Source organism: Enterococcus sp. JNUCC 77 (assembly GCF_054819945.1).
The window spans coordinates 2203119-2215906 of the sequence record NZ_JBTHIG010000001.1 but is presented as its reverse complement, the minus strand read 5'-3'; the positions used below and the strand labels follow the sequence as shown (position 1 = coordinate 2215906).

Annotated in this window: 8 protein-coding genes; 6 read left to right on the top strand and 2 right to left on the bottom strand. The window is 34.3% G+C overall.

Annotated elements, in window-relative coordinates; genetic code table 11:
• Positions 1 to 2 precede the first annotated feature (2 nt).
• From ACVWNY_RS10720 to ACVWNY_RS10710, 3 genes are all read left to right on the top strand, one after another.
• A complete protein-coding gene (locus ACVWNY_RS10720) occupies positions 3 to 629 on the top strand; it encodes a bifunctional 4-hydroxy-2-oxoglutarate aldolase/2-dehydro-3-deoxy-phosphogluconate aldolase (protein WP_454071858.1) in 627 nt (208 codons plus the stop codon).
• Between the two features lie 60 nt (positions 630 to 689).
• Positions 690 to 1403 carry an HAD family hydrolase gene (locus tag ACVWNY_RS10715; RefSeq protein ID WP_454071362.1) on the top strand — a complete coding sequence of 238 codons (714 nt, stop codon included), beginning with the start codon at positions 690 to 692 and terminating at the stop codon, positions 1401 to 1403.
• A 298-nt stretch (positions 1404 to 1701) separates the two neighbouring features.
• On the top strand, positions 1702 to 2865 hold the full coding sequence (locus tag ACVWNY_RS10710; RefSeq protein ID WP_454071361.1) for an MFS transporter: 1164 nt from the start codon (positions 1702 to 1704) through the stop codon (positions 2863 to 2865).
• A 409-nt stretch (positions 2866 to 3274) separates the two neighbouring features.
• Here the strand turns inward: ACVWNY_RS10710 and ACVWNY_RS10705 are convergent, their stop codons facing one another.
• Together ACVWNY_RS10705 and ACVWNY_RS10700 are read right to left on the bottom strand one after the other, a co-directional pair.
• Positions 3275 to 5167 (bottom strand): Ig-like domain-containing protein, encoded by a 1893-nt coding sequence (locus tag ACVWNY_RS10705; protein WP_454071360.1) that lies wholly within the window; start codon positions 5165 to 5167, stop codon positions 3275 to 3277.
• Between the two features lie 283 nt (positions 5168 to 5450).
• On the bottom strand, positions 5451 to 5846 hold the full coding sequence (locus ACVWNY_RS10700; RefSeq protein WP_246601491.1) for a RidA family protein: 396 nt from the start codon (positions 5844 to 5846) through the stop codon (positions 5451 to 5453).
• A gap of 254 nt (positions 5847 to 6100) precedes the next feature.
• Here ACVWNY_RS10700 and ACVWNY_RS10695 point away from each other — a divergent pair, with 254 nt between their 5' ends.
• The 3 genes from ACVWNY_RS10695 to ACVWNY_RS10685 all read left to right on the top strand — a co-directional run bounded on the left by ACVWNY_RS10695 (position 6101) and on the right by ACVWNY_RS10685 (position 12327).
• Positions 6101 to 6952 (top strand): VOC family protein, encoded by an 852-nt coding sequence (locus ACVWNY_RS10695; RefSeq protein WP_454071359.1) that lies wholly within the window; start codon positions 6101 to 6103, stop codon positions 6950 to 6952.
• 266 nt (positions 6953 to 7218) lie between these two features.
• On the top strand, positions 7219 to 8607 hold the full coding sequence (locus ACVWNY_RS10690; protein ID WP_246601490.1) for a tryptophanase: 1389 nt from the start codon (positions 7219 to 7221) through the stop codon (positions 8605 to 8607).
• Positions 8608 to 8979: 372 nt separating this feature from the next.
• Complete coding sequence (locus ACVWNY_RS10685) at positions 8980 to 12327, top strand: MucBP domain-containing protein (RefSeq protein ID WP_454071358.1); 3348 nt, start codon at positions 8980 to 8982, stop codon at positions 12325 to 12327.
• Positions 12328 to 12788: the final 461 nt, after the last annotated feature.

The window sequence follows — 12788 nt, the reverse complement described above, 5'->3', positions numbered from 1 at the left end:
ATATGAAACAGCACCCAGTTTATTTAAAGATGAAAGAAGCAAGACTATTACCGCTTTACACGGCTACTGATTTAACTTATTTACCAATAGTTGAAAAAATTTTAGTAGATCATTCACTACCACTTATTGAAGTAACCTTTAGAAGTGATTTGGCGGTAGAAGCGATTAAACAACTTTCAGCATCGGGTGATTTGATGGTTGGTGCCGGAACTGTTAAGACAAAAGAACAAGCCGTTGCAGCAATTGAAAACGGTGCACAATTTATCGTATCACCAGCGATTGTGCCAGAAGTAGTCCTTTATTGTAAAGAAAAAAATATTCCAGTATTTCCAGGAGTTGCTACCCCCGGGGATCTTCAACGAGCACTGGAACTAGGATTAGATGTTGTGAAATTTTTCCCTGCGGATATTTATGGGGGTTTAAAAGCTATTAAAGCATTAAGTGGGCCTTATTTTGAGATGTCATTTGTACCAACAGGGGGGATCAACAAAAATAATCTAGCTGAATATCTTTCGTTTGATAAAATTCTAGCTGTAGGCGGATCGTTTATTCTTTCTGAAGATGTCGTGAAAGAAGATAATGGTGAAAAAGCCGGCTTAATCTTAGACGAGTTGATGAAAATAAAATAATCAAGAAATAGTGTGGTTGATTTTTTGCCATGCTATTTTGTTATGTAGGGAGGAATGAGTATGGAAAAAGTGGAATTACTAATATTTGATATGGATGGTCTGATGTTTGAAACAGGGCGCTTAGCTTATCGTTCATATCTTAAATCGGCTGAAAAGTATGATTATGAAATGAATCATAATGTTTATTATTATTTAACTGGTCGCGTAGAAGAGGCGATCCTTAATGAGATGGGCAATCTTTATGGTGAAGAGGTTCCTTATCCAGAATGGCGTGAAGAAATGAAAGCAAGCAAAAGCCGGATTTTTGCAGCTGAAAAAAGAGTCTTTAAGAAAAAAGGACTGGAGAATCTACTGAAATACGCTAAAGATAGTCAAAGAATGGTTGCCGTCGCTTCTTCTAATTTTCTGCACAATATTGAGGAATATTTGGAGATTGAAGGAGTGATCCAATACATCGATTTTATTATTTCGGGTGATGAAGTAACAAATGGAAAACCTGATCCAGAAATTTTTCTGAAAGCCTGCGAAAAAGCCAATGTTTCACCAGAAAACGCGGTCGTTCTTGAAGATTCTAGAGTGGGAATAAAAGCCGCAAAAGCCGCAAAAATTCGTGCATTCTTAGTAGAGGATGAAATTACCGACCTGCCAATAAATATGGGGAAATATAAATTGTTAATGGATTTATCCCAATCTTTGGCCTATGAGGTGAAACCGGATGTAAGCTTCAAAGATCTTGATGAAGTGGTTGATTATTTAAAAAATGAGAAGATTTAAGTAGTAATACGGAGATCTAGGCACCCATATAAAAGAATAGAGCGGATAAATAAACAAAATAAGTATGTTTAACCTCACTTTAACGAGTGGGGCTTTTTGTTTGTATTTACTTCCTGAAATATCTTGAAGTAGTTTTACAGATAATGCTATACTTTTATAATTATGTTACAAAAGTTTTTTTATTAAATAATGCAACAAAATAAATCAATTTGATTTGTTAATGTTTTTTAAAATAAGGAGGAGTTATAAAAGATGGAAATACTAGTTGATATAAAAAATGTTAAGTGGACAGTGTTAAATGAATAAAAAATTGATATTCTTATTGATTATTTATTTAACCTTTATAAGTTTGGGATTACCAGATTCTTTATTGGGAGTTTCTTGGCCAGAAATGGCTAGAAATTTCTCTGTTCCTTACAGTGCTGCTGGGATTATCTCTATGACGATCTCAATTTGTACGATTCTTTCAAGTCTTTCAACGATGAAATTGGTGGCGAAATTAGGAACGGGCAAGTTAGTTTTATTAAGTGTATTGGCGACGGCTATTGGAATAGTAGGAATTGGCTTTACTCAAAACTATGCTTTTTTAATTTTCTTTGCCTTGCCAATGGGGCTAGGTGCAGGGGCAATCGATACTTCATTGAATCAATATGTGGCTTTGCATTTTAAAGCCCATCATATGAATTGGCTGCACGCTTTTTGGGGAATCGGCGCTACTTTAGGCCCGATAACGATGGGGGCTGTGATGCGAGGAGGTCATTCATGGCGATTTGGCTATTGGATTATTGGTGGAATCCAGTTGTTTTTAGTTGCAGTACTTTTTTTCAGCTTGCCCTTATGGGAGGAGGAGAAAAGAACTGGGAAAAATAAATCAAACCAATCCAATCTAAAATTTGTCGATGCGTTCAAAATACCAGGAGTTCCGTTTGCATTGCTTTCCTTCATATTTTATGTGGGAACTGAAGCAACTATTGGTTTATGGGGTAGTAGTTTTCTAATTGATATAAAAGGAATTTCAGTAAGTTCGGCCAGTTTTATAGTTTCCATCTTTTATGCTAGTTTAACTGTTGGTCGGATTCTTTCTGGTTTCATAACTTTTTGGCTTTCTAACAAAAAGTTGCTTATTATTAGTGAATTATCTTTGCTAGTAGGAATCATAATTATCGGAATAGGTTCTGGAAGTATGCTTTATCTTGGTTTTGGATTAATTGGTTTGGGTTGTGCTGCTATTTTTCCAACAATGCTTCATGAAACACCCAAAAGATTTGGTGATCAAAATTCTGGTGTTATCATGAGTTTACAATTGGCACTGGCATATGTGGGAACCACCTTATTGCCTCCTTTATTAGGTGTACTTACTCAAACTTATAGCATGTCATTATTTCCAATCTTTCTTTTTATCTATGGCATAATTTTATTGACAGCAACAATCATTATTGAAAAACTTCAAAAGTCGAGATAAGGTGAATTTATTTGCTTAATGCACAACCGAAAGATATTAGAACATAGGATGAAAAAAATGATACTAAGTTTTTATACCTTAAAAACGTAACAGATAGTCTGGAATATAGGCCGAACGTTCTGGTGAAAAAAATTTTAAAAAGAAAAATCAGTTAAAATAGATTCCTAATTTGAAAAGTGACGATGTCGGCATTCCTTAAAGTTTATCGGTACTTTTCATGAAGGAATCTGATATCAAAAAAATGTAGAAGATGCTTATCAAGATGTTTGTACTGGAGAAAATCCAAGAGATGCAAGCGAGGAAGAAATTATTGAATTGTATCAATCAATGTTATAGACGATAAAATCCCTTGACTCACAGTCAAGGGATTTTCTATTTGAAATCTGTAATAATGAAATATTCATATTGATTATTTTGTTTGATTCACACCGTACCAGCCAATACCTTCATCTTTCCAACCAATTGAAAGTAAACTACGATGTTCGCCAGTGTTAGTTGTATAATTGTGATTCCCTGTTAATGCATTTGGATTATATGAGCGATATAACGGCACTGTTTGGTTGACATCTGAATACCAGCCGATACCTTCGAAAACCCAATTATTAAAGACTAAGAAATCTCTTTCGACTACATTTGAAGTATAATGATGATCGCCTGAAACGGGATTGTACATACGATAGACCGCATTTCCAACTTCGGGTGCATACCAACCGATTTGTTCATAGCGCCAGCCAAAATCAACTAGTACATTTTTTTCATCTGAACTTGCTGTAAAGAAGTGTTCACCAGTATTCGGATTATACAAACGGAACATTGCTATGGATTTTTCCGGTGTAGGTTCTTCATCTTTTGCTACATTAATAATGCAAGTCCCAATTTTGTCGCCATCTTTACTTGTCGCGGTGATTAAAGCTAGACCAGCTTTTTTAGCAGTTACTAATCCTTTAGCAGAAATACTCGCTACTTCCGGCGTATCGCTGCTCCAAACGTATTCTTGGTTAGATGCATTTGCCGGAGAAATTTCAGCATCTAGTAAAAAAGTTTCTCCAATCGCCAAATCTTTTGTTTTTGTTGTCACAGTAATACTGTCAACACTAATAATTTTAGGCCCAATTTTTACAACAGCGGTTCCAGTGATGCCGCCATCTTCAGTGGTGGCAGTTATTGTGGCAACACCTTCACTGATACCAGTAACTTTTCCATCAGCATCAATCGTTGCAATTGATTCGTCAGAAGAAGACCAACTGATATTTGGATTTTCAGCGTTTGCTGGCAAAACTTCGGCAGTAAAAGTTTCTTCTTGTTCAATGGTTAATTCACGATAAGACGGGCTAACGAGAACATCACTAGGATGAACTGTTCGATCTTTGACAGTAATTGTTGCTGTCGCTTCGATGTTTGTGCCATCTTGAGTGATTGCAGTAATCACTGCTGTCCCAGCTTTTTTAGTCGTAATCAAACCAGTATCAATTTCAACGCTGGCGATATCAACATTGTTACTGTACCATTTTAGATTCCGATTGGTTGGATTACTTGGTTTGAATTCTGGTAATAATTGCCACTGTTCATCAACAAATAATTCTTTTGTACCAGGATGAATGTTTAAACCGGATACCAGAACATCAGCCGGAGCAGTTGCATCTTCTTCTTGCGGTTTAGCATCAATTACAATGTAGGGAAATTCAGATGTTAAACCAAAAATAAGGACAACTCCGTTTTCCAGAGAACCTAAACCAAGAGCATCTAGTATTTGATCTATAATCGTATCAATTATTTTTTCGATTGTATCACCGATGATACCTCCGATACCTGGAATCAAGGAAACAATTGTTTTAAGAATTCCCTTAAGGACACCAATTGATCCACCCAAAAGTAATTCACACATACTTTGACTTAAATACAATTTTACCAAAGTACCTTCAAAAACAATTCCAGTTACCCCACCAGCAGGAACGGCAATTCTTGATGCTGGTGTATTTGGTGTAATCTTTAACATATTTCCTTCAGCACTGACTGAAAATTCATTGCCAAGTTCTGCTTGCGTTTCCGCAACATAGGCCTGTGTTACTTGCAGCTCACCCGTATTTGTTTCTGCTAAGTAGCCAGCATCAAGTAAATTATCAATAATTTTCTCCGAATCCATTTCTTTTAGAACTTGATTCACTACTTGTTGCTCTTCTGGCGTGACTATTTCTGTCTCAGTTTCAGGAGTTATTTCTGCTACCGCGACAATACTAGGTATTGAAACGCTACCAATTATTAACCCCGTCATAACTAACAAACCTATCTTTTTCAAATTCATGACACACTTCCTTCCAAATAATTGTAGATTTTGTTGCTAAAGATTAATGATTTTTATTAATCTTTAAAGATATATTCTTGCCTTTAAAAATAACTAAAAACATTAACTTTATTACATTATATTATATGTCGTTGATGAATTCAATTTGAATTGGAATAATTTGAAATTGCTGGGCTATAGCGAAAGAATTAACTTATTTTTTTTTCGTATAATCATTAATTTTATAAAAAAAGCCAGTCAAAGCTAGATTATTTCTAACTTTGACTGGCATAGATAATTTGATTTAATTTCCTTTTGAGGCAATGACTTCGATTTCAATCAAGGCACCCAATGGCAAGTTTCCAACTTCATAAGCGGTACGAGCTGGATATTCACCATCTTCAAAATAAGCGGCATAAATATCATTTACTTTTGCAAAATCACTAACATCATCCATAAAAATATTTGTCTTCACAATATCTTTCATTTCCATATCTTCATGGGCTAGTAAAACACGGCAATTTTCTAAGGATTGTTTTGCTTGGGCTTCGATTCCTTCAGGCATTTTTCCAGTTTTTGGATCAATTGGTAACTGTCCAGAACTAAATAAGATACCATTAATCATCGATCCATGCACATACGGACCTACTGCTGCGGGTAATTCCTCGCTAATAATTCTTTTGATGGCTTTTTTACTCATTAACATCAACTCCCTAATATTTATTCTTTTTCAGCTATAGCCATATATCTGAAAAAGATATCGAAAACAGTTTATCATCAATATGCATTTTTTTCATGGGGGTAGACCAAAAAGTCGCTTAACAATAGATGAGCATTATTTGGTTTCTCTTTGAAATAAATTGAATAATAAAACTAAAGTATCACAAACGGATGATTTTACAGACAATATAGAAACCGCTAAGATGAGAAATATAGTCAATTTGGAGGTAAATAATGCATAAATTTAAATTATTAGACGGCGATGGTATTGGTTTCGTTGTCTTGAAAGTAAAAAATTTTTCGGAAATGGTGGCATTTTATCATAACGTCTTAGGTTTAGAAGTCATTCAAGTAGAAGAAGACACAGCCTCATTAGGTGTAAATCAACGAACGCTGTTAATGTTACAGAAAGTTTCGAATGGAGTAGCCAATCCAGCTGCAACGGGTTTGTATCATTTGGCATTCTTATTACCAACAAGAAAAGATTTAGCCAATATTCTTCAGTATCTCCTAGTTAATGATATTCCTTTAACTGGTGGTGCTGATCATGGGTATAGTGAGGCACTTTATTTAAATGATCCTGAAGGAAATGGTGTCGAGATTTATTGGGATAAGCCGATATCTGAGTGGGATATTCGTGAAAATGGCGAGGTCGTTGGTGTCACCGAGCCAATGGATGCTGAAGGCCTAATTCAATTGAGTGATGAGAACTGGCAGGGATTTCCTGTGGCTAGTAAAATTGGACACGTCCATCTAAAAGTAGCTGATTTAGTCAAGACACAAGAATTTTACGAAGATATGCTAGGTTTTTCTTTGAAATATAATTTTGGAGAACAAGCGAAATTTCTATCTAGCGGCACTTATCATCATCACATCGGCGCCAATACATGGTCAGGAAAAGATTTACCAGCGATGAAGGATATAGATTTAGGTTTGGCATATTTTTCAATTGAGCTACAAACTGAAGAATTTGAATTATTGAAACAGCATTTAGCTAAAAATAATCAAAAATTTGATAATTCTGCATCTGATCAAATTTGGATAACGGATCCAAATGGTATTAACATTTTAATTAGTCACCTTTAACCTTTTATATTATATAGAAGGTTTTTTTATTTTTAGGAAATTATCATCTTATTTTTAGCTAATTATCTTTGTTTTATTTATGCATTGTGAAAATTATTGCTTGATTTTAATGAATGTAAAAACGCTTTCATGTTAAACTGACAAAAGAATGTGAACGATTTTCAACTTCACCAGATTTAGGAATGATTCATCCTTGGTATTATACTGTCCGCTCATCATCTATCGATAACCGGGGTATTGTATAAATATATGTAGGAGGTTTTTTGATGGAGAAGAAATATGTAGCAGAACCATTCAGAATTAAAGCAGTAGAGCCTTTGAAAATGTTGACTCGCGCAGAACGTGAGGAAAAAATTCAAGCCGCTAAGTACAATCTTTTCAATTTAGCTGGGGAAGATTGTTACATTGATCTACTGACTGATTCTGGAACAAATGCTATGAGTCAAGATCAATGGGCAGGCATTATGCGAGGTGATGAGGCATATGCTGGTTCGTCCAGTTATTACAAATTAATGGATGCTGGCAAAGATATTTTTGGTTATGGTTTTATTCAGCCCGTGCATCAGGGCAGAGCAGCCGAAAAAGTGTTACTACCACTATTTTTATCAGAAGGGAAATTTGCAATTTCTAACATGTTCTTTGACACGACTAGAGCGCATGTGATTCTAGCAGGTGCCCGACCAATTGACTGTGTGGTAGAAGAAGCAAAAGATCCCAAAGTTCGCGCCAAATTCAAAGGTAATATGGACGTACGTAAACTAGAAGAAACTATTAACGAAAAAGGGATAGAAAATGTTGGTCTAGTAGTTATGACTATCACCAACAATTCTGCCGGTGGTCAGCCAGTTTCGATGGAAAACTTGCGAGCAGTTTCAGAAATTTGTAAAAAATATGATTTACCAATGTGTATTGATGCCGCTCGATTTGCCGAAAATGCTCATTTTATAAAACGGGATGAAGATGGCTACCAAGATAAAGAAATCAAAGAAATTATTCGCGAAATGTTTAGCTACGGTGACATGTTTACTATGTCAGCGAAAAAAGATGCCATCTTAAATATCGGTGGATTGTTAGGAATTAAAGACGGCGATTCACCACTAGTACTTGATGTAAAAGCTAATTGTATCAGTTACGAAGGATTCTTCACTTACGGTGGATTAGCTGGACGTGATTTAGAAGCGATGGCAATTGGTTTATATGAAGGCATCGAAGAAAATTATTTAGAGTACCGAATTGGACAAATGGAATATTTAGCCGCTCGTTTAGATGAAGCTGGGATTGCTTATCAATCACCAGTTGGCGGTCACGGTGTGTTTATTGATGCAGCAGATATGTTTCCAGATATTCCTTATTATGAATTCCCAGCCCAAACTTTATGTATCGAATTATATAAAGAAGCAGGAATTCGGACCTGTGATATTGGTTCATATATGCTAGGTAATGATCCAGATACCAATGAACAATTAAAAGCTGATTTCGAGTTTTCTCGACTAGCAATTCCACGCCGAGTGTATACACAGGCTCACTTAGATATTATGGCCGATGCATTAATTGCTATTAAGGAAAGAGCAAGTGATGTGAAAAAAGGTTATCGAATTACTTGGGAGCCGCCAATTTTACGTCACTTCCAAGCACATTTGGAACCAATTGAATAAAAAATACATTTGTAAGCAGCAATGGAGAAAATCCATTGCTGCTTTTTATTTTAAAAAAATGATATACATTTATTTTTAATTGTTAATAAAACGATTAAAAATCACATATCAATAAAATAATATCTAAAAAATCATTAAAATGAAATTTTATTGTAATTTAAGAAAATAATTTATATTTTTTTTAGATATAAAACAAACAAATCCGAATTAACCCAAATAATATATACATATTTTTTTATTTTAATAACATAAATAGTTTTAAAATTATTGTTTTTGGTTTAATAATACAAATGTTTATAAAAAATGTTTTGCATTATATAATTAATTAATGAAAATAATTTAAAAATAAATAATTTGTATGAGGTGAGAACAATGAAGAAGTGGACATTAGTACTTAGCGTATGGCTGAGTATAATTTTTATAGGAGGATTTTCGACGAAAGCGCTTGGTGCGTCTGTTAATTCAATCGATCAGTTAGAGAGCGCTGTAAATAATGCGAAAGGTAATGATACGATTACTTTGAGTGAGAGTTTTCCAGAAGTAATTGATCGAACAATTAAACTAAAAGAAACAGCCAATCAAATAATAATCGATGGAAACGGACAAACTTTTAAAACTGAACTTGGAAAAAATGTTGAAATATTTTCCTATGGTAGTGGCAATGGCAATGCGACATCTACTTTGACACTACAAAATATGAAGCTTGTGGGAAATGGGACTTCCGATAGAAGTAAGGCTCTATCTACTAATGATTATTCGGGAACATTTATTTTAGATAACGTATTAATTGATAGTTTCAATGGAGGAGGACATGGAGGGGCAATTTATTTGTCTGCTGATACTATTATTAAAAATTCTACTATCTCGAATAATCAACAACTAGATCATGGTTATTCAGGCGGAGCGATTGGAACAAAAGATGGCTTTAGCAAAAAAGTTGAAATAACAAATACTAAATTTATCAATAATTGTACACCAGATGTTCATGGAGCAAGTGTCGGTGGTGAAGGTGGTGCTATTCATTTTCACCAACCAACAGCTAGTGCGGTAATTGAACTAACGGACAATTACTTCGAAGGGAATTCCGCAGCAAAAGATGTAGATGCTAGTAATGAAAAATCTCTTTTAGCTGATGGAGGTGCCATTTCTTTTTGGAATATAAAAAAAGGAGTAACTATAGATTTAGAGGGGAATACTTTTGCAAATAATATTGCTGGAGATGACGGCGGAGCGATATTAATTCAAGGTAATGACACTATATCAAGCGGAATAAATTTTATTGACAACACCTTTTATGGTAATGAGGCAAAAGGGAGAGATTCAAGTTCAAACAGTGGTGGAGCAATTCAAGTTTTTGCGGTCGGTTTTAAATCTGTAAGTGTAAATTATATCAATAATAGCTTTATTAATAATACTGCTACTCATAGTGGAGGTGCAATCGGGAATAGTGGAACTTATAATCTTGCAACGGGAAAATTTTATAATAATTTATTCATAGGTAATACTTCTGAATCTTCACAACCTGACGATAAGAGTAATAATATCGCTGGAGGATCTTCAGAGTCTAAGAAAGATTCAAATGTCGGATTTGCTGACAATAAAGTTAAAATGAAAGACGTCTTTGGTTTTGAAACAATGAACCTTTCTGAAAACTATAGTACAGTTATGGCTGGAGCAACAGTTGATGGATCGGCAGCAATTATTCCAACAATACCAATTGCCCCTGAAAAAGTAGCTGATGATAAAATTGATAATTTTGTGACGGGAATTGATTCTGTATTGGATCAAAGAAATCGACCACGACCAAGCGAAACCGATATTAATACTAACGGCTTAAAATCAGATATCGGAGCTGTGGAAATTAATTGGATTAAATACGATGCTAATGGTGGCACATTTGAAATGAATAATGAATTAACTTCCTATGATGGAAAAATTTATTATGAAGGTGCCAATCCAACTGAGTATTATCAAGTTGGTTACGATAAACTATCAGAAACAGTTGTAGATGGAAAAAATACACTCAGTGCCACTCCTGATGATCCTGAGTCAGAATTTTTGGGTTGGTCAAAATATAAAAATGCAACAGAACCAGATGAAGGATTAGAAGCTGGGACAACAATCACGATACAAAAAGGTAATGAAATCTTGTATGCTGTTTATCAAAAGAAAGCTGCTGCAGGTGTTACGGTTCGGTATATTGAGATAAATGAAGATGGAGATGAAGTTCAAGAATTAGGTAAAAAAATTCTAAAAGGGAACATTGGTGGAGAGTATAAAGCACCATTCCAAGAATTTGAAGGTTATAGATTAACAGAAATCAGAGATAGTGAAGGAAATATAACTCAAACACCGACAGGAGTATTCACTGATGAACCGCAAACCATTATTTTTAAATATCGTAAAGAAAAGTCTTCAAAAGGTACGGTATTAGTTCATCATGAAGACGAGTCTGGAAAACCAATAGCGAAATCTGAAGTTCAAACGGGAGAAGTGAACGCACCATATACTACCTCTGCTAAATCAATTAGTGGATATACTTTAAAAACAACACCAGCTAATGCAAAGGGCTCTTTTACTGATGGAGTGATTGAAGTTACTTATGTTTATAGTAAAGACCCAGTCGGTCAAGGAAAAGTGATTGTGAAATATCAAGATGAAACTGGTAATAATCTTCTAACAGATGGTAGAGAATCGGTAGAATTAACCGGCGATATTAATAGTGTTTATGCAGCTGAATTGAAAGAGTTTGAAGGATATACTATAAAGACAATTCCTAATAATTTTTCTGGTCTATATACAGATAAAGAACAAGAAGTAATTTTAGTTTATAGAAAAGGTGAAGCTGGTCAAAGAAACGGTGTAGTATTGGTTCACCACGTAGATGAACAAGGCAATCCCCTGGTAAAAAGTGAAGCAACTCTAGGTGAAATTGACGAATCATACACTACTAATCCTAAAACAATTTCAGGATATGAAGTAGTGAATCGAACACCAACTAATTATCGAGGCACGTATAGAGACGGAATCATTACTGTCACTTATGTATACAAAAAAACAGCCATTGAAACTGGGAATGTTACTTATCATTATCAAGATGAAGCCGGTAATAAATTAGCAGATCCAAAAATAATTTCTGGAGAAGTAGGTGCGAGCTATCCGGGAGCAAATGATAGCATCTTACGAAATTTTGATGGCTACTATTTAACAGATATCGAAGGAGAATATGCTGGCTTATTCACTGTAGAAGACAAGAAGGTAACTTTAATTTATGCTGAACAAACTGTTCCGACAATTAAACAAGGTCTAGTCATTGCTAAATATCAAGATGAAAATGGCAATGAAATAGATGATACAGTCTTTTCTTTAGGAGATATCGGTAGTAATTATACGACTGAACAGAAAGAAATTGACGATTACACTTTCAAAGAAGTCAAAGGAAATCCGATAGGAAAGTATACCGACGAAACTATTACAGTAACTTATGTTTACACAAAAAATACTGAAGTTGGTGGCGGAGTAACTGGAACGAATAACACTGGTACCACAAGCAGAGGTAGTACCTTACCTGTGACCAGTAGCGGCAATAATGCAACTACTAAAAATTTACCACAAACTGGTGAAAGTAAAAGAATGGCTACAATCTTAACTATTTTAGGAGTAATTGTCTTAGCTGGCTTGGCTTTTATCGTATATCGTCGTAGAGAGCAAACAAAATAATTAACGTATCGTCTAAAGACTAGAGATAGTTTTTAGACGATTTTTTGTGAAAACATTCAAGAATCTTATCAATCGCATCAATTAAATCAATAATTTGTGAGAAATTTTTCCACTAAAATGAGAGAATGGAAACGATTTATAAAAAAATCGGTTTTATTTATATTGATTTAGAAATAAGAATGAAAAAAATTTTTTTGTGAGGTATTAAACGATTAAAATCTGTTTATTATCGATAAATAAGTAGCTTAAACAGGGGAATACTCTGCAATAATCTAATAAAAGATCTATTAATTGTGAATAAAAAAACTTTATAATTGCAAGAAAAATATTTTGATTTTAAGGTTTTTGTTGATTAAATCATAATGAAAGATAGAAGTAAATTTACTGAAGAATTGATTTAAATTAAAATTTTTTTCATCAAAATTATAATTCAAACAATTTGAGGTGAGATTAATTGAAAA

Excerpts from the sequence above, each read along its gene's own strand:
- ACVWNY_RS10720 (WP_454071858.1), top strand. The coding sequence starts at position 3 with ATGAAACAGCACCCAGTTTATTTAAAGATGAAAGAAGCAAGACTATTA.
- ACVWNY_RS10715 (WP_454071362.1), top strand. The coding sequence starts at position 690 with ATGGAAAAAGTGGAATTACTAATATTTGATATGGATGGTCTGATGTTT.
- ACVWNY_RS10710 (WP_454071361.1), top strand. The coding sequence starts at position 1,702 with ATGAATAAAAAATTGATATTCTTATTGATTATTTATTTAACCTTTATA.
- ACVWNY_RS10705 (WP_454071360.1), bottom strand. The coding sequence starts at position 5,167 with ATGAATTTGAAAAAGATAGGTTTGTTAGTTATGACGGGGTTAATAATT.
- ACVWNY_RS10700 (WP_246601491.1), bottom strand. The coding sequence starts at position 5,846 with ATGAGTAAAAAAGCCATCAAAAGAATTATTAGCGAGGAATTACCCGCA.
- ACVWNY_RS10695 (WP_454071359.1), top strand. The coding sequence starts at position 6,101 with ATGCATAAATTTAAATTATTAGACGGCGATGGTATTGGTTTCGTTGTC.
- ACVWNY_RS10690 (WP_246601490.1), top strand. The coding sequence starts at position 7,219 with ATGGAGAAGAAATATGTAGCAGAACCATTCAGAATTAAAGCAGTAGAG.
- ACVWNY_RS10685 (WP_454071358.1), top strand. The coding sequence starts at position 8,980 with ATGAAGAAGTGGACATTAGTACTTAGCGTATGGCTGAGTATAATTTTT.